We start from the raw sequence: 17668 nt of genomic DNA on the forward strand, positions 1-17668 counted from the left end.
TATCATTTGTGGGATGCTACCACGAAATGCGGTGACAATAACGCAATATAAAACGCAAAACGTAGTTCCAATACGCATAAGAGAGGTTTCCACGATGGCGACAACCGCAGAATACGGGCTGGGCGACCAGACCTTCCCCCGCGGCTGGTTCATGATTGCCGCCGCCGCCGAACTCGAGGGCACCAAGCCGCTTCCCGTCCGCTATTTCGGTCGAGACAGGGTACTTTACCGGGGCGAATCGGGTCAGGTTTATCTGGTCGATGCCTATTGCCCGCACATGGGCGCGCATCTGGCGAAGAACGAGACCAGCTTCGTGATCCGCGACAATGAACATGTGCAGGGCGAGTCGATCCGCTGCCCCTATCATGGCTGGCGCTTCGGCCCCGACGGCAAGTGCAACCAGATCCCCTATTCGCCGCAGAAGATCCCTGCCGCCGCGAAGATAGAGACCTGGCCCGTGATCGAACGCGCGGGGTGCATATGGATGTGGCATGATCCCGAAGGCCTCGAGCCCGAATATGACCTGCCCGCCTTCGAGGAGTATGAGCAGCCGCATTGGGTGAAGTGGGACCTGGACCGACTGGGCGAACTCAACAGCCACCCGGTCGAGATCCTCGACAACATGGCCGATCGCGCGCATTTCGAGCCCGTCCACGGCAACGAAAAGGTCGACGTTTTCGAGAATGATTTCGACGGCCACCGCGTCGTCCAGCGGCTGCGCGCGGGGCACCGCACGCTCCAAGGTGACGCACCGCTCGAAACCGATACCTGGTATACCGGGCCCGGCATTCTGCAATCGCGCATGTCGGGGCAGTTTCCCTCGATCATCATGATCGCGCACACACCCGTCGACGACGGCGTGGTGAAGGTGTGGCACGCGCTGCTGGTAAAGGTCGCCAATGCCGAGCCGACGGATGAGGACGTTGCGATGGCGCGCGCCTATCAGGCGGCGGCGTGCGCGGCCTTCGCGCAGGATTTCGAGATCTGGTCCAACAAGAAGCCGTGCATCAACCCGATGGCGGTGCAGGGCGACGGCCCCGTCGGCAAGCTCCGCATCTGGTATCGGCAGTTCTACAATGCCCGCGCGCGCGCGGCGGAATTCCAGGCGCGCGTCAACGGCACGCACGTAACGCGCGGGACGCTGTCGGCGCCGTTCGAGCAGAAAGTCGCCTGAGCGCGGCCACAAGATAGAAGCAAGGGAGAAGCAATTGGCCAGACTGGATGGCAAGGTCGCGATCGTCACGGGCGCGGCGCAGGGTATGGGCGAAGCGACCGCGCGGCTCTTCGCGGCCGAGGGCGCGAAGGTCGTGGTGTGCGACATTCTCGAGGACAAGGGCAAGGCGGTCGCTGCCGATCTCGGCGCGGACAACGCGCTGTTCCATTCGCTCGACGTGCGCTCGGAAGAAGGCTGGGCGGCGGTGGTTGCCGCGGCCGTCGCGAAATTCGGCAAGATCGACATCCTCGTCAACAATGCCGCGGTCGTCCATTTCAGTCCGATCGAGGCGATCGAGGCGGCCGATGTCGAACGCGTGCTCGGGATCAACGTGCTCGGCGTGATACTCGGTGCCAAGCATGCGGCGCCCGAAATGACAAAGAGCGGCCGCGGCGTCATCATCAACATCTCGTCGGTCGACGGGCTGCGCGGTTGCAACGGGCTCACCGCCTATACCGCGAGCAAATGGGCGGTGCGCGGGCTTTCCAAGTCGCTTGCCTATGAACTTGGCCCGCGCGGCGTGCGCGTCTGCACCGTCCATCCGGGCGGGGTGAACACGCAGATGGGCAATCCCGCTGGGCTTTCGGGCGATGCGCTCAATGTCGGCTATGAGCGCGTGCCGCTCCAGCGGATCGGCGAGCCCGAGGAGATTGCGCGCGCAAGCCTGTTCGTCGCCTCGGATGATGCGAGCTACATCACGGGCGCGGAGATCGCGGTCGATGGCGGCTGGTCGGCGGGCTATTACCAGCCGATGCTGCCGGGCGCGCCCGAGGTCTTGAGCAAGTGAGCGAACTGGCGGGCAAGGTCGCGATCGTTACCGGCGCCGGACAGGGCGTCGGGCGCGGCATCGCGGTCGCGCTCGCCAGGCGCGGGGCGAAGGTTGCGCTGGTCGGGCGGACGCTCGCCAAGCTTGACGCGGTGGCGGCAGAAATGGGCGGCGATGCCGCGTCCTTCGCGTGTGACGTGAAGGATGGTGCAGCGATCCACGCCACGGTCGACGCGGTGGCGCGGCTGTTCGGCGGGATCGACATCCTCGTCAACAATGCGCAGGAGGTGCCGCTCGGCCCCTTGCTTGGCGTCGAGGATGAGGCCTTTGAGGCGGGCTTCGCCTCGGGGCCGCTGGCGAGCTTTCGTTTCATGAAGGCATGCCACCCCTATCTCCACCAGCGCGGCGGCGGGACGATCATCAATCTTGCCAGCTCGGCGGCATTGCGCTGGGATATGGCGAACTATGGCGCCTATGCCGCGGTCAAGCAGGCGACGCGCGCGCTCACCCGCGCCGCCGCTGCCGAATGGGGACCCGACAATATCCGCGTGCTGACCATCGCGCCGCACGCAAAGTCGCCGGGGCTTGCCATGTGGATGGAGAATAATCCGGAAGAGGCCGAGGCCTTTTTCCGCACAATTCCGCTGCGCCGCGTCGGCGATTGCGAGATTGATATCGGCAATGCAGTCGCGGCGCTTTGTGGGCCGGATCTCGCCTATCTGACGGGAGCGACAATCCCGCTGGACGGCGGACAGGCCAATTTCGACTGAGTGCATTTGAGAGGATGCGGCGATGAGCTACCCGACAGAGGAAGTCGAAGCCGCGATCACAGGACTGCGCGATGCCTTTGTGGAGGCGGAGAAGCGCGGAAGCTGGGCATGGATCGCGGACGAGTTCTATCATGAGGATTGCGTCTATGAATGTCCCTATGGCGGCGCGATGTTCGTCCGCGCCGAGGGCCGCGAGGCGATCCGCCGAACGCATTATGGCCGCGACATGGACGTTGGCTCGGGTTGGCAGGGATGGAGCTTTCCGATCCTGGGCTGGGCGATCAAGGGCGACCGGATCATCAGCGAATGGGTCAATCGCGGGCCCGGAAAGCGCGCGGACGGCAACCATTACGAAACGCGCGGCGTCTCACTGATTACCTATGGCGGCGGGGGCAAGTTCTCTTACCAGATGGACCTGTTCGACATCGCGCACCAGATGCACCTCTGCGACGAGCTCGATGCCGCGGGACTGCTGAGCGCAGAGCTGAAGCGCGACTGGGTCGCGCCGATGAAGGCGCGCATCGTGTCGATGCTTGGAAACGGAGTCGCCGCATGAGCGCCGCCGATATCGTCGAGATCCAGCAACTGCTCGCCGCCTATGTCTTTGCGATCGATGCCAGGGATTATGACGCGCTGGACGACGTGTTCACGCCCGATGCCGAGATCGACTATCGCGCTACGGGCGGGGCCGAGGGGCGTTGGGCGGAGATCAAGCCCTGGCTGGGGCGCGCCCTGGCGCCCTTCCCCATCACCCAGCATCTGATCGGGCTTCCACTCATCAGGATTGACGGCGACACGGCGACTGCGCGGACAATGCTGTTCAATCCGATGCAGCTTGCGCGGCCCGAGGGCGATCACCTGTTCCTGCTCGGCTGCACCTATGCCGACGAGCTGGTGCGCACCGCACAAGGCTGGCGCATTGCGAAACGCGTCGAGACCGATTTCTGGGTGAAAGACCCGCCCAGCGATTTCACGCCGGAACCAGCGCCGTGACCGCCGATCCATTCGGCCCCGTCGAGATCGGGCCAATCACACTGCGCAACCGCTTCATCCGTTCGGGCGCGAACGAGATGATGAACAAGGATACCTTCCCGACGCGCGCGCTCATGGAGTTCCACAGCGCTTATGCGCGCGGCGGCGTGGGAATGACGACGCTCGCCTATATCGCGGTCTCACCCGACGGCCGCACGCTCCCCGGACAGGGGATGATGAGCGCCGAAAGTGTGCCGCATTACCGCGCCGTCACCGACGCGATCCATGCCGAGGGCGTAAAAGTCTCCGCACAGATCACGCATGGCGGCAGCTTCTGCCAGATCGACGATCTCTCGACCCCGCGTGCGATGTCCGCGAGCGGTGGGATCGACAAGATGGGCGTGCTCAAGGGCCGTTTCTTCCAGCGCGAGATGACACGCGCCGACATGGAAATGGTGACGAGCGAATTCGCGCGTGCGGCGGAGCTTGCCGAGCAGGCCGGGTTCGACGCGCTCGAGATCCATATGGGGCACGGCTATCTGCTCAACCAGTTCATCTCGCCGCTCTCCAACTTCCGCAAGGACGGCTATGGCGGATCAGCGGAAAACAGGCTGCGTTTCCCTGCTGAAGTGCTCGCGGCAGTCAAAAAAGCGACGGGCGGCCGGCTCGCGATCCTCGCCAAGATTAACCTGACCGACGGCGTCCCGAAAGGCGCTACAGTGGACGATGCGATCGTGACCGCGCGCGCGCTCGAAGCGGCGGGCGCGGACATGCTCGTACTGTCGGCGGGGCGCAATATCGAGAGCACCTGGGCGATGTTCGGCAGCCCGCTGCCCTATGACGATCTCGCTGCGATGCAGGGCGGACTGCTCGCGAAACTCCAGTTCGCGGTCCTCAAGATGAGCGTGCCCAAGCTGCCGCCTTTCCGCGAGAACTATCTGATGGAGCATGCGCTCCGGCTGAAGGCGGCGCTCGCAGGAAGCCCGATGAAGCTCGCCTATCTTGGCGGCGTTCAGTCATTGGGCGGGGCGTGGCAGGCAATGGCCGAGGGATTCGACGCGATCGTGATGGCGCGCGCGCTGATCCACGACCCCTGCCTCATCGCCAAATGGCGGAGCGGAGAAAGCAGCAAATCGGGCTGCACCGCGTGCAACCGCTGCGTGGCGGCGATGTACGGCCCGTCGGGCACGCATTGCCCCGAGGTCGGCAACGCGCTCGACCCCAAACTCAAAGAGATACTCGCAGGAGAGGAAATGGCGGATGCTGCTTAAGGACAAGGTCGTGATCGTCAGCGGGGTCGGCCCCGGCATGGGGCAGGCGCTCGCGCGGATCGCGGCGGCCGAAGGCGCAAAGGTCGCGCTCGGCGCACGCAACGAGGATTTCATCAACACGGTGGCGGAGGAGATCCGCAGCGGCGGCGGCGAAGCGGTCGCGGTTTCAACCGATATCGGCAATGCCGGGCAGTGCGCGGCGCTCGCCAAGGCTACCGTCGACGCGTTCGGACGCATCGATGGGCTGGTCAACACCGCCTATATCCATGGCGCCTGGGTGACCGTGGACGAGGCTGATCCCGAGGACTGGGCGAAGGTGTTCGACATCAACTGCCTCGGCGCGCTCCGCATGACTCAGGCGGTGTTGCCTGCGATGAAAGCGCAAGGCGGCGGCGCGGTGGTCAATGTCGCCACGATGTCGCAGGTCAACCCCTTCCCCGGCGAAGGCGGCTACGCCACGGGCAAGGGCGCGCTCGCCACCATGACCAAGCACATGGCGAAGGACTTCGGGCGCTTCAACATCCGCGTCAACGCGACCCGGATGGGCTGGATCGGCGGCAAGCCCGTCTATGACTATATCCATGGTCAGGTGGCGAATGGCGCCGACCGCGAAGCCGTGGTGAACGAGATCACCGGGCGCATCCCGCTCGGCATCATCCCGCCCGAGGAGGAATGCGCGAAGAGCGTGCTCTTCTTCCTCTCCGATTATGCGAAAGTGGTCACCGGCGCGACGCTCGACGTCAATGGCGGCCAGTATATGGCGCCCTGACGATGACCGAAAACTCCATGTTCACGCGCGAGATGTGGCGCGATTTCTGCCGACGGCTCGAAGCCGCGGGCGAGGTCGTGCTGGAACCCGAGGCTGCCGCCACGCCGCTCGATCGCGCCGAGGGCTTCCGCTATCTCACGCGGCTGTTGCGTATCGGGCTCGAAATGCATCTGGAGCATGCCGATCCGGATTTTCCGGGCTTCTACGCGGCATCGCACGAAACCGCGAAGATCGGGGCTGACAATCCCGACAATATCTACATGAATGCCACCGTTTCTCCGGGACGTCGCTATCGCATCACGGGCAAGCGGGGGACCGTCCCGATCCTGAGCTTCGGCACCAAGGCCAATCGCTACGCCATCGACGGAACCATGGCCTCCACAGGCGAGCTGGACTCGGCGGACATGGAGGTTGGCACCGACGGATCGTTCGAGATCGTCGTGAGCAAGGACGAGGCTGAGGGCAACTGGCTGCGGCTGGCTGACGACAGCTCGATGGTGATCGTGCGTCAGACGTTCCTCGACCGTGCAAATGAAGTGCCGGCAAGCGTCGAGATCGAGGCGATCGACGGCCCCTCCCACCCCACCCCTCTGACGGGTGAGCGGCTCGAGGCGGCGCTGGAGCGTGTGACGGCCTTCGTCGATGGGACGGCCCGGACCTTCGTACACTGGGCCGAGGATTTTCGCGCCGGGCAGTTCAATGCACTCGCGACGGTCGATCAGAGCCGCTTCTTCCGTGCCGGGGGCGATCCAACGATCTTCTACCTGCATGGCTGGTGGCAGCTCGCACCGGGGGAGGCGCTCCGCATCGAGACGCGCGTGCCCGAATGCACCTTCTGGAACTTCCAACTCGACAATTACTGGATGGAGTCGCTCGACTATCGCTACCACCGCATCCATGTGAACGGACACAGCGCGCGGTTGAACGACGATGGCACTCTGACACTCATCATCGCGGACCACGACCCCGGCTACGGCAACTGGATCGACACCGCGGGGCATGACCGCGGCACGATGCTGCTGCGTTGGACCGGCGCCACCGACCACCCCATTCCCGAAACAAAGGTAATCCGCATCGATGGCTGACCTTGAATCCCGCATCTCCCGGCTCGAGGCCGAAAGCGATATCCGCCGCCTGAAGGCGCGCTATCTGAATGCGTGCGACGCCAAGGATGTCGACGCGATCCGCGCCTGCTTCACGCCCGACGCCGTGATCGATTTCCCGCCGATCGGTGAATTCGATCTCGACGGCCTCATCGACGTCTTTACCCAGATGGCCGTGTCGACACCGATCACCGATGTGCACCAGGCGCACAATGCCGAGATAGACGTGCGGGGTGATGAGGCGAGCGCGCGCTGGAACCTGGGCTATGCGAGCTATGATCCGCGCGGACGGACCTTTCGGCTGCTCGCCAATTTCTATCAGGATCGCTATCGCCGCACGCCCGATGGATGGCGCATCTGCTACACCCGCTCGGAACCGCGCGCGATCGTCGACGGCACGCTCGCCGAGGACGGAATCAAAGCGGCGTGGGTCGCGGACTGAACCCGCGGGTCAATCGACCAGCGAGCACCAGCGATAGTCGTGTTTGATGAAGTTCTGGCCGAGGCTGTAGCGCACGCGCCGTATGCCCGGAATCTTATCCACGGTCTGATGGAGGAAATCGGTCAACTCGTTGCCATTCTCCACCAGCGTCATCGCGAGCACGTCTGCGCGGCCGAGCGTGGTCGCGACGAAGCCGATCTCGGGCAGCTCGGCGAGACTGGCGGCAACCCGCTCGATATCGGCGGCGCTGTCCGCCTCGATCCACAGATAGGCGAGGATAGGGTTGCGCAGGCGATTGGCGTTGGTGACCGCGGCGACGCGGATCACCTTGTTGTCGAGCAGGCGCTTGAGACGCGAGCGGATCGTGCCCTCGGTCAGGTCGAACTCGCGGCCGATCTCGCGGTTGGAGACGCGGGCGTCATGGCCGAGACGATCGATGATCCTGTGGTCGAGATCATCGAGGCTGATGCGCGTCGTCATAGCGGGGCCCATTCCGGATTATATTTGAACACCCTGAGCGCCAGGCTCGGGAACAGCCGCTCGACGCCCTCGATCTTGGCAATGACGCTGGTGAGCAGATGCTGCATCTCATCAAGGCTTTCGGCGACGACCTGGACCTCCAGGTCGTGCGTGCCGATCGCGACGTTGACGGTGATCACGCGTTCGATTTTCGCGATATCCGCGCCAACATCGGCGACTGAGCGCCCCTTCACCTGCACGCCCACGGGCGCGAGATACTCGAAGCCCATCGCCGCCAGATCGCGCATCGCTACGACGCGGAGCATGTTGGCGTCCTCGAGCCGACGCAACCGCGTGCGGACGGTCGCTTCATTGACCCCCATATCACGCGCGAGATCGCGGTTGGCGACGCGGCCGTTCTTGCGAAGCGCGGCGATGATCTGCTCATCGACCTCGTCGGTCCGGTACAGGCCGTCTTCGCGGCCGGCGCCCTGCGCCTTGCCACGTGTCCGACGCTCGCCCTTACTCTCGGTTCGCAACGCGCTTTTCTCCCGGATTAACCCAAGGCGCTGCCACGATGCGTCGTGACTGCGCGAAATGACAGTCCACAGACCGCATCGTCGCCGCAGTGTCAACGATTTCGGCATCAGGATATTAAAATGATACTTTGCGTACCGACTTAGGCCTTTTCAAAACGCATTTCACATGCAAGACCGGTGAAGACACTGGCAAAATGTCGGGAAAGCGGGATTGGAGCCGTCGTGGAAGCGATTCATGAAGTCGATGTTCTTGTCGTGGGTTCGGGCGCCGGCGCGCTGACCGCCGCGTTCACCGCCGCCGATGCGGGCGCCAACGTGCTTGTTGTTGAAAAGGCTGCGAAGTTCGGCGGCACCTCGGCAACGTCAGGTGGCGGCATCTGGATACCCAACAGCGCCGATGCGCGCGCTCAAGGCCATGCCGACGATCCGCAGGAAGCCCTGGACTATATCAAGGCGCTGATCGGCGACGATGTACCCGAGGTGAAGCTCGAAGCCTATGTCGACAATGCGCACCGCATGCTCAGCTATATGGAGGAGCGATCCGAGCTGCGCTACACCGCCTATGCTTATGCCGACTATCATATGGACGTCGCTGGCGCGCGTAACGGGTGGCGGACGCACGATCCGATCCCCCTGATGGCGGACAGCCTGGGCGAGGATTTCTGGCGGATGGAACCGCCGCACACGCTGACACTGACCTTCGGCCGTTTCACCTGGACTATGGAGGAGGCGAAGCTGCTCCTGACCATGAGTCCGGGGGCAAAGCCGCTGCTCTTCAAGCTGATGCTCAAATATATGTGCGACTTGCCCTGGCGCTTCAAAACCAAGCGCTCGCGCCGGCTGACGGGCGGCAATGCTCTGGTCGGACGGCTGAAGCTTTCGCTCGACAAAAAAGGCGTGCCAATCTGGCTGGATGCCCCGATGACTTCGCTGCTGAACGGTAAGGGTGGAGTCACCGGCGCGACTGTCGAACGCAACGGCAAGCGCATCGAGATCCACGCTCGCAAGGGTGTGATCCTGGCCAGCGGCGGCTTCGATCATGACGCGGCGCTCCGAACGAAATATTCGCCGAAACCCGCCTCGGCCGACTGGAGCGCTGGTGTGCCAAGCAACACCGGCGACGGCCTGAAGGCGGGCATGGCCGCGGGCGCGGCGACCGGTCTCATGGATTCGGCCTGGTGGGGTCCGGGTTTCATGCTCGAAGGGGAGGACCGCGCGCGGATCATGTTCGTCGAACGCGCGCTCCCCTCCTCAATCATCGTCAATCAGGCGGGCAAGCGCTACATGAACGAGGCGGCATCCTATCATGTCGCAGGCGGCGAGATGCACCGATGCAACAACGCCGAAGCGCCAACAGTGCCGTCCTGGTTCGTGTTCGATGCGCGTTATCGCAGCAAATATATGCTGGGGCCGATGATGGCGGGCAAGCCATCGGCGGATTCGCGGATCCCCGAACCGATGCGCAAGATCCTGAAGAAAGCCGACACGATCGAAGGGCTGGCCGCGCAGATGGGCGTCGAACCCAACGCATTCGCGGCCACCGTCGCACGCTTTAACGAGGCCGCGATCCGCGGGGAGGATCCCGATTTCGGACGCGGACAATCCGCCTATGACAGGCACTATGGCGACGCGTCAGTGACACCCAATCCGACGCTGGCGCCGATCGAGCGCGGCCCCTTCTACGCGATCGCGATCTATCCGTGCGACCTTGGCACCAATGGCGGCCTGCAGACCGACGAGAAGGCGCGCGTGCTGGCTGAGGACGGAAAGCCGATCGCGGGTCTCTATGCAGTGGGCAATGTCTCGGCGGCGGCGATGGGGCGGACCTATCCCGGCGCAGGCGCGACGCTTGGTCCCGCTATGACCTTCGGCTGGATCGCGGCGCGCGACATCATGCGCGTCAACGACTGACGCCGCTTACCATTTGAATAGAGCCTGATTCACGCTCTCGGCGGAAGCGCTGCGCGCTTCCGCCTCAACTGACCGGGCTCTAGCGCGCGAGAAAGCCGCCGTCGACCGCGAGCGGATGGCCCGTGATGAAGCTCGCTTTGTCCGAGCACAGAAAGAGCACCGCCTCGGCTACCTCGTCCGCCTCGCCGAGCCGGCCGAGCGGATGCATTTGCGCAAGGAACTGCGCACCCTGTTCGTCGGCGAGCGTGGGAGCGATCATCGGCGTCGAGATCGCGCCGGGGCAGACCGCGTTCACGCGGATGCCTTGCGGCGCGTAATGCATCGCGGCTGAGCGGGTGAGGCCGATGACGGCGTGCTTGCTCGCGCAGTAACCCGCTCCTCCCACGCCGGCCATTCCCGCGACCGAGGCGGTGTTAACGATCGCGCCCTGCCCCGCCGCCGTCATGTGGCGCAGTTCGGCAACCATCGAGAACAGTACGCCGCGCTGGTTGACCGCGACGGTGCGATCATAGCGACAGAGATCACCCCATGGCGTGGTCATTTCCTCGAGCGAAACGCCCGCATTGTTCAATGCGCAGTCGATACCGCCCCATTTGGCGGCAATCGCATCGACAAAGGCATCGACCGCGGACTGATCGGTGACGTCGAGCGCCGAAGACCAGGCTTCGACGCCGTGCGCCCTCGCCTCGATCGCGACGGCTTCGGCGCTCTCGCCATTGAGATCCGCGATCGCCACGCGAGCGCCCTCACGCGCAAAGGCCAGCGCGGTCGCGCGGCCGATCCCGCTGCCACCGCCCGTGACGAGCGCGACCTTGCCCTCGAAATCCTTCATGGATTGTTCCTCAGACGATCTCGAACAGGCCGGCCGCGCCCATACCGCCTGCCACGCACATCGAGACCACGACATAGCGCACGCCGCGGCGTTTGCCCTCGATCAGCGCGTGGCCGACGAGGCGCGAGCCTGTCATGCCGAAGGGGTGGCCCAGCGCGATCGCGCCGCCATTGACGTTCAGCTTGTCGGGATCGATTCCGAGCTTGTCGCGGCAGTAGAGCGCCTGACTGGCGAAAGCCTCGTTGATTTCCCAGAGACCGATATCGTCGATCTTGAGGCCCGTGCGTTCGAGCAGCTTGGGGATCGCAAAGACCGGGCCGATGCCCATCTCCTCGGCCTTGCAGCCCGCGACCTGGAAGCCGCGATAGATCCCCAGGATCGGCAGCCCCTCCTTCTCGGCAGTGGCGAGGTCCATCACCACCTGCGCCGAGGCGCCGTCCGAAAGCTGGCTGGCGTTGCCTGCGGTGATATGGCGGCCTTCCTTGATAACGAGCCCGTCCCTGAAGACCGGCTTCAGCCCCGCAAGCGCCTCGACCGTGGTATTGCCGCGCACGCCCTCGTCGCGGTCGAGCGTTACCTCTTCCTTGCCGGTTTCGTTGCCCTCCTTGTCGAACAGCGCTTTGCTCACCGTGATCGGGACGATCTCTTGCGTGAACCTGCCAGCGGCCTGCGCCGCACCCGCGCGCTGCTGGCTGATCGCTGAAAATTCGTCCTGCGCCTCGCGGCTGACACCGTAGCGATCCGCAACGATCTCGGCGGTCTCGATCATCGCCATATAGGCGTGCGGCTCGGCGGCCTTCACGAATTCGGAGCGGTTGCGATAGGCGGGCGCATGCTTGTTGATGGTGAGCGAGATGCTCTCCATCCCGCCGGCGACCGCAATATCGATCTCGTTGCACATGATGCCGCGCGCGGCGAGCGCGATGGCGTTGAGCCCCGACGAGCATTTGCGGTCGAGCGAGATGCCGCCGGTGCTGTCGGGAAGTATTGAGCCCTGAACCGTCAGCCGCGCCGGATTGTAGCTCTGCGTGCCCCATTGATTGCCAGCGCCGAAATAGACATCGTCGACGCGCGCGGGATCGATCCCGGCGCGTTCGATCGCGGCGTTGACGACATGCGCGCCGAGTACGGGCGCCTCGGTGTCGTTAAAGGCGCCGCGATAGGCCTTGCCAACGCCGGTGCGTGCGGTCGAGACGATGGCAGCTTCGCGCATGCTCATTGCCCCTCGAAGCCGTGCATGTTTGCGGGACTCCAGAAAGCGCGCATCTCGGTCACCTTGCCCTCCTCATCGAATTTGAACGTATCGATCACCTCGATCTTCTTCTGCCCGCCATAGTCGAGCACGACCGAGAAAGGAAAGGCCGCATAGCCGCCGCCCGTGCGGACGGGGCCATCTAGTTCGAGCTTCGGCCCCATCGTCATCGAGCGCGTATAGAATTCGCGGATCGCGTCGTGCCCGCGGTGGATCGGAGTTCCGATCGGATCCTCTACCGTCGCATCGGGGGCGTAGAGGCTGACGACCATCTCGGGATCGCTTTTCTCGAACGCCTCGACGTAACGCTCGACCGCGCTGACCATTTGTTCGTGGCTGGGCATTATCCTCTCCTCAGGCTCCGAAATTCCAGTGATGACCCCATTCATCCTCTTTCAGACTGATCGTCGGCGTGAAGGTTTTCCAGTCGGGCTGAATGCCGCCACAGCCATATTCGACGTCGAAGCCCGACGGGGTGCGCATGTAGAAGCTCGTCATCTTGTCGTTCATATGCTTGCCGAGGCTCGACGAGATATGGACGCCCGCGGCCATCGCCCGGTCGAGCGCGCGGCCGACATCGTCGAGACCTGGCACCTCAACCATCATGTGAATGAGCCCGGAAGGCGCAGGGAATTCGCCGAGCGCAACGCTGTGATGGCGCGGATTGTCGCAGTGGAGGAAATGGAAGCCGACACCCGGATCGTCGGGCCCGCCGCCCTGAAAATAGGCGCGCATCTCATCGCTGTCGCCGAAGCCAAGCAGGTCGACATAGAAAGCGCGTGTCTCTGCAAGCTTCATTGCGGGAAAAACGATGTGACCGAGGCCCATCTCTCCGGTGATGAAGCCGGGGACGCCCTGAGGCGACACGAAGGGCTTTCCGTCGACGATATTGCCCCAGCCGAGTTCAAGCCGGTTGCCCGACGGGTCGGTGCAGCGGACGAATTCGCGGACATGGCGCTCCTTCGCTTCATCGACGCTGGCAAGTTCGAGCGCGACACCCGCAGCGCGCAACCGCGCGATTCCGGCGTCGAAATCGGGCTTGTCAGCATAGACCAGCCCGGCGGCGTGAAACTTTTCCTCAGCGCCTTTGAGGATCTGAACACGAAATGGCCGATCGTCCATGCGCAGGCGGATGCCATCGCCATGATCAAAGGCCTGCATGCCAAGCACATTTTCGCCATAGCTGCGCCAGCCTTCGACGTCGGCGCTGTCGATGATCACATAGGCAAGCGATCGTATCGCCATTTAATTCATCCCCAGATGCACGTCTCGCGACGCCTGATGATACGCAAGTTAATAGCCGTACGCACTTCTATCAAGCATAATACGCATTGTATCTGCTAAATGGATACGCATAGTGTTATTAGGAACGGAATTTACCGCACAATTGCGGGGTGCACGACGCGGGGCTCGCCCAGCATCGCGCGATAGGAAGGCGGCTCGCGCCCACCCGCTTCGGTGATTCCATAGCGACCGGCGAGCTCGGCGCCGATCTGGGTGCTGCCCGACAGCGCCATGCGCTCGGGATCGGCATGGACCGCGGCGATCAGCCGGCCGGTAAATTCAGGCGTCTCGGCATTGGCCATGAAGTCTTCATACTGGTCGGGGCGTTCGCCCAGCGCGCGCGCGGTGCGCTCGGTGGCGAGCGGCCCCATCCAGATCGCGACCGTGGCGACATCGTGGTCCTTGAGGTCGACACCCATGTCGGCGGCGAATTTGTCGACACCCGCCTTCTGCGCGCCATAAGCGGGGCCGTGCATGTAGCAGACGGAACCGAAGGATGAGGTGAAAGCGATCAGGCCACCCCCCGTCTCGATCATCAACGGCGTGGCGTAGAAGCTCGCGACATAGCTCGAGCGCAGCCCGATATCGAGAATGTCAACGAGTCCGAGCGGACGCTCCCAGAAGCCGCCGGGGGTAATGAGCGCATCGTGGATCGACGCGGCGTTGTTGACGAGGATGTCGAGCCGGCCTTCGTCGCGGCGAACGCGGTCAAACAGCGCCGCCACCTGTGCGTCGTCACCATGGTCCACAGCGATCGCGACCCCACGGCCGCCCGCGGCGGTCACTGCCGCAGCGGTCGCGCCGACGGTGCCGGGAAGCGGTGCGTTCCCCTCCTCCACCGTCCGGCCCGTCACATAGACTGCATAGCCCTTTTCGCCGAGCGCGCGCGCTATCCCCGCGCCTGCGCCCCGGCTCGCGCCCGTCACCACCGCAACCTTCTGATCGCCCATTTGCACCATCCTCGCTTGCCCGCGCCTTTTCGGGGCCGATTGATATCCTTGATCGGATATTCGATTCGATATCGCGTCATAGACCGCATTTTGCGTATTATATAAGCACATTCGTTACGCAAGACACTAGTCCATGATCCGCAACCGAATTTGCGCCCGCGTCATGCCGCGGCCCTGCTCCGCAGTTTTTCGCCGGGACGAATCGGATTGACAGCTTGCGTAGTGAATTATAGTTTTCAATACGAATATAGCAGATGATATCCCTTGTTTGCCGCGACAGGCGTACAAGGATCGCAAGGAGAGACTATGGCAACCGCCCTCGACAAGCCCGGGCAGACAGCGATTCCCAGCGCAGCGGAACTGATCGAGCGTGCGCGTGCGATGATTCCGACGCTCAGGGCGCGCGCGACCGAGACGACCGCGAAGCGCCGCATTCCCGATGAGACGATCGCCGAGATGCAGGACGCCGGATTCTTCCGCATCCTCCAGCCCAGGCGCTGGGGCGGCTACGAGATGCACCCCAATGTGTTCTTCGAGGTGCAGAAGCTGCTCGCAGAGGGCTGCATGTCGACAGGTTGGGTCTATGGCGTGGTCGGCGGCCACCCCTATGAACTCGCGCTGTTTCATGATCAGGCACAGCAGGAGGTCTGGGCAGAAGACGACACGATGCTCGTCTCCTCCTCCTATCAGCCGGTGGGCAAGGTAGAGCACGCCGATGGCGGCTTTTACCTCTCGGGACGCTGGGGCTTTTCGAGCGGCTCCGAGCATTGCGGCTGGGTGCTGCTCGGCGCAGTCGTGCCGCCGGCCAAGGAAGGCGATGCGCCCGACATGCGCACCTTCCTTCTGCCCCGCAAGGACTATGCAATCGAGGACGCGTGGCATGTCTTCGGGCTTCAGGGGACGGGCAGCCAGGACATCGTCGTCGACCGCGCCTTCGTTCCCGATTATCGCACGCATCGCGCGGTCGATGGCTTCATGTGCCAGAATCCGGGCCAGGCCGAAAATGACGCACCACTCTATCGCCTCCCTTGGGCGCAGCTTTTCGTGCGGCTGGTCTCAACCGCCGCTTTGGGGGGCGCGCGCGCGGCGGCCAGGGGCGCCGTCGATATCATGAAGACGCGCATTTCGACCAACACGGGCAAAGCCTCCAAGGCGGATCCGCTGCTTCAGAACGCGATCGCCAGGGCCTGGGCCGAGATCGACGAGATGGAGACCGTACTGGCACGCAATTTCGACGCGATGATCGCGCTGGCCGAGGCGGGCGAGGATATCCCGATGGACAAGCGCACGCTCTACCGCTTCCAGTCGGCCACGGTCGTGCGGCGCTGCGCCGACCTTGCGGACACGCTGATGCCGTTGCTCGGCGGACGTGCAATCTATAATTCGAGCCCTGTGGTTCAGCCCTGGCTCGACCTGCACGCGGCGCGCGCGCATGTCGCGAACGATCCTAACAATTTCGCGCCGGATCTGACCGGGGGGCTGATCGGCGAGCCGCCGAGCTTCATGTTCCTTTGATCGATGTCGACCGCCCAGACCGAGGAGAGACAATGACCAACGAGATCAGGCGCACCGTCCACAATGTTTCGGGCGGCTACGACATCGCGATCGCCGAGGCGGGCGAAGGTTTCCCGCTGGTCTTCATACACGGCAGCGGCCCTGGCGCCTCGGGCGTCTCCAACTTCAGGCTCAACATTGCGGCGTTCGTGGATGCGGGCTTTCGCGTCCTCCTGCCCGATCTGATCGGCTACGGCGCATCGTCCAAGCCCGAGGGCATCGATTATACGCTCCAGCTCTTCACCGACACGCTCTACGAGGCGCTGAACGCGCATGGCGTCGAAAAGGCGACGCTGGTCGGCAACTCACTCGGGGGCGGCGTCGCGATGCAGATGGCGCTCGACCATCCCGAATATATCGACCGGCTGGTGCTGATGTCGCCGGGCTGTATCGAGGAACTTGACGTCTATTTCGCGATGCCCGGCATGAAGAAGATGATCAGCGATTTCGGGAGCCCCGAATTCACGATCGAGGATCAGCGCCGGCTCGTCACCAACCTCGTCTATGATCCCAAGCATGTGACCGACGCGCTGGTCGCCGAGCGTTTCGAGGTCGCGCGCGTTCAGCCCAAGGATGTGCTCGCGCGTATGCGCACCCCCAATCTTGCATCGCGGCTGGGTGAGCTGAAGATGCCGATCGTCGGCTTCTGGGGCCATAATGACGAATTCCTCCCCGCCTCGGGTGCGCAGCGCTTCCTCGATGCGTGCGACGATGCGCGCTTCACCATCTTCAACAAGGTTGGGCACTGGGTGCAGGTCGAGCGCGCTGACGAGTTCAACCGCTACACGCTGGAGTTCCTCCGTGGCTGACATCGCCGCCTATGGTTCCGAACTGTTCGATGCGCTTCGGGGCCGCAACACGCTCGCCCCGCTGATCGTGCGCAATCCCGCGCTCACGATCGACGACGCGTATCAGATCTCGCTCGACTTCCTCGCACGCCGCAGGGCGGAGGGCGAGCGCGTCGTCGGCAAGAAGATCGGCGTCACCTCAAAGGCGGTGCAGGACATGCTGGGCGTTCACCAGCCCGATTTCGGTTTCCTGACCGATGCGATGCATGTCGTGGGCGAGGAGATCGGCATCGACAGCTATGGCCTGATCCAGCCGCGCGCCGAGGCCGAGATCGCCTTCATTCTCAAATCACCGCTCAAGGGCCCCGGCGTCACCGAGGCCGATGTGCTTGCCGCCACACAGGCGATCGCGCCCTGTTTCGAGATCGTCGACAGCCGCATCACCGACTGGAAGATCGGAATCGTTGACACCGTGGCTGACAACGCCTCGTGCGGTGTCTTCGTGATCGGCGATGCGCGCGCCGATCCGCGCGATCATGACCTGCCCGGCCTCAAGGTGACGGTGACGAAGAACGGCGCGCCCTTGTCCGAAGGCTATGGCGCGGCGGTGCAGGGTTCGCCGCTCGCCGCGGTCGCGTGGCTCGCGAACACGCTGGGCAGCTACGGCGTGACCTTGGACGCGGGCGATATTATCCTGTCGGGATCGCTCGTCTCGCTGGAGCCGGCCGTTGCCGGCGATGTTTTCGAAATGGAATTGCACGGAATCGGGCGCTGCACCGCCCGGTTCGTCTAG

Annotated in this window: 20 protein-coding genes; 13 read left to right on the forward strand and 7 right to left on the reverse strand. The window is 63.8% G+C overall.

The window, feature by feature from the left end; genetic code table 11:
• Positions 1-94: 94 nt before the first annotated feature.
• From D3876_RS01885 to D3876_RS01925, 9 genes are read left to right on the forward strand one after another with little or no spacing between them, the layout of a single operon-like run.
• On the forward strand, positions 95-1174 hold the full coding sequence (locus D3876_RS01885; protein ID WP_119759420.1) for a 3-ketosteroid-9-alpha-monooxygenase, oxygenase component: 1080 nt from the start codon (positions 95-97) through the stop codon (positions 1172-1174).
• 34 nt (positions 1175-1208) lie between these two features.
• Positions 1209-2000 (forward strand): SDR family NAD(P)-dependent oxidoreductase, encoded by a 792-nt coding sequence (locus D3876_RS01890; protein ID WP_119759421.1) that lies wholly within the window; start codon positions 1209-1211, stop codon positions 1998-2000.
• Positions 1997-2749: an SDR family NAD(P)-dependent oxidoreductase gene (locus tag D3876_RS01895; RefSeq protein ID WP_119759422.1), complete on the forward strand. Its 753-nt coding sequence runs from the start codon at positions 1997-1999 to the stop codon at positions 2747-2749. The genes D3876_RS01890 and D3876_RS01895 overlap by 4 nt, the downstream gene beginning before the upstream one ends.
• Positions 2750-2771: 22 nt before the next feature.
• Positions 2772-3305: a nuclear transport factor 2 family protein gene (locus D3876_RS01900; RefSeq protein ID WP_119759423.1), complete on the forward strand. Its 534-nt coding sequence runs from the start codon at positions 2772-2774 to the stop codon at positions 3303-3305.
• Positions 3302-3742, forward strand: coding sequence for a nuclear transport factor 2 family protein (locus tag D3876_RS01905; RefSeq protein WP_119759424.1), 441 nt, complete (start codon positions 3302-3304; stop codon positions 3740-3742). Before D3876_RS01900 ends, D3876_RS01905 begins: the two co-directional genes overlap by 4 nt.
• Complete coding sequence (locus D3876_RS01910) at positions 3739-4992, forward strand: NADH:flavin oxidoreductase (RefSeq protein ID WP_119759425.1); 1254 nt, start codon at positions 3739-3741, stop codon at positions 4990-4992. The genes D3876_RS01905 and D3876_RS01910 overlap by 4 nt, the downstream gene beginning before the upstream one ends.
• Complete coding sequence (locus tag D3876_RS01915; protein WP_119759426.1) at positions 4982-5761, forward strand: SDR family oxidoreductase; 780 nt, start codon at positions 4982-4984, stop codon at positions 5759-5761. Before D3876_RS01910 ends, D3876_RS01915 begins: the two co-directional genes overlap by 11 nt.
• A gap of 2 nt (positions 5762-5763) precedes the next feature.
• Positions 5764-6846: a DUF1214 domain-containing protein gene (locus D3876_RS01920; RefSeq protein ID WP_119759427.1), complete on the forward strand. Its 1083-nt coding sequence runs from the start codon at positions 5764-5766 to the stop codon at positions 6844-6846.
• Positions 6839-7306 (forward strand): nuclear transport factor 2 family protein, encoded by a 468-nt coding sequence (locus tag D3876_RS01925; protein WP_119759428.1) that lies wholly within the window; start codon positions 6839-6841, stop codon positions 7304-7306. The genes D3876_RS01920 and D3876_RS01925 overlap by 8 nt, the downstream gene beginning before the upstream one ends.
• A gap of 9 nt (positions 7307-7315) precedes the next feature.
• Here D3876_RS01925 and D3876_RS01930 read toward each other — a convergent pair whose 3' ends face one another.
• Together D3876_RS01930 and D3876_RS01935 are read right to left on the reverse strand one after the other, a co-directional pair.
• Entirely contained in the window at positions 7316-7786 is a 471-nt protein-coding gene (locus tag D3876_RS01930; RefSeq protein ID WP_119759429.1) for an Lrp/AsnC family transcriptional regulator, read from the reverse strand.
• On the reverse strand, positions 7783-8304 hold the full coding sequence (locus D3876_RS01935) for an Lrp/AsnC family transcriptional regulator (RefSeq protein ID WP_238475200.1): 522 nt from the start codon (positions 8302-8304) through the stop codon (positions 7783-7785). Before D3876_RS01935 ends, D3876_RS01930 begins: the two co-directional genes overlap by 4 nt.
• A gap of 222 nt (positions 8305-8526) precedes the next feature.
• Between D3876_RS01935 and D3876_RS01940 the strand changes: the two genes are divergently transcribed.
• Positions 8527-10215, forward strand: a complete 1689-nt coding sequence (locus tag D3876_RS01940) for an FAD-dependent oxidoreductase (RefSeq protein WP_119759431.1) — start codon at positions 8527-8529, stop codon at positions 10213-10215.
• Positions 10216-10294: 79 nt separating this feature from the next.
• Here the strand turns inward: D3876_RS01940 and D3876_RS01945 are convergent, their stop codons facing one another.
• The 5 genes from D3876_RS01945 to D3876_RS01965 form a co-directional block, all read right to left on the reverse strand.
• Positions 10295-11047, reverse strand: a complete 753-nt coding sequence (locus D3876_RS01945; RefSeq protein WP_119759432.1) for an SDR family NAD(P)-dependent oxidoreductase — start codon at positions 11045-11047, stop codon at positions 10295-10297.
• Positions 11048-11057: 10 nt separating this feature from the next.
• Entirely contained in the window at positions 11058-12260 is a 1203-nt protein-coding gene (locus D3876_RS01950) for an acetyl-CoA C-acyltransferase (protein ID WP_119759433.1), read from the reverse strand.
• A gap of 2 nt (positions 12261-12262) precedes the next feature.
• Positions 12263-12643, reverse strand: a complete 381-nt coding sequence (locus D3876_RS01955; protein ID WP_119759434.1) for a nuclear transport factor 2 family protein — start codon at positions 12641-12643, stop codon at positions 12263-12265.
• A 10-nt stretch (positions 12644-12653) separates the two neighbouring features.
• The gene (locus D3876_RS01960) at positions 12654-13544 is read right to left on the reverse strand and encodes a VOC family protein (protein ID WP_119759435.1); all 891 of its coding nucleotides are present in this window, start codon (positions 13542-13544) and stop codon (positions 12654-12656) included.
• 131 nt (positions 13545-13675) lie between these two features.
• Positions 13676-14533: an SDR family NAD(P)-dependent oxidoreductase gene (locus D3876_RS01965; RefSeq protein ID WP_119760903.1), complete on the reverse strand. Its 858-nt coding sequence runs from the start codon at positions 14531-14533 to the stop codon at positions 13676-13678.
• A 306-nt stretch (positions 14534-14839) separates the two neighbouring features.
• On the opposite strand from D3876_RS01965, the gene D3876_RS01970 reads away from it, so the two are divergent.
• Genes D3876_RS01970 through D3876_RS01980 form a run of 3 tightly spaced genes read left to right on the forward strand, consistent with a single transcriptional unit; the run spans position 14840 to position 17668 of the window.
• Entirely contained in the window at positions 14840-16048 is a 1209-nt protein-coding gene (locus tag D3876_RS01970) for an acyl-CoA dehydrogenase family protein (RefSeq protein ID WP_119759436.1), read from the forward strand.
• Between the two features lie 32 nt (positions 16049-16080).
• Positions 16081-16896, forward strand: coding sequence for an alpha/beta fold hydrolase (locus D3876_RS01975; protein ID WP_119759437.1), 816 nt, complete (start codon positions 16081-16083; stop codon positions 16894-16896).
• Positions 16889-17668: a fumarylacetoacetate hydrolase family protein gene (locus D3876_RS01980; RefSeq protein ID WP_238475201.1), complete on the forward strand. Its 780-nt coding sequence runs from the start codon at positions 16889-16891 to the stop codon at positions 17666-17668. The genes D3876_RS01975 and D3876_RS01980 overlap by 8 nt, the downstream gene beginning before the upstream one ends.

Source organism: Sphingomonas cavernae (assembly GCF_003590775.1).
Lineage (GTDB): Bacteria > Pseudomonadota > Alphaproteobacteria > Sphingomonadales > Sphingomonadaceae > Sphingobium_A > Sphingobium_A cavernae.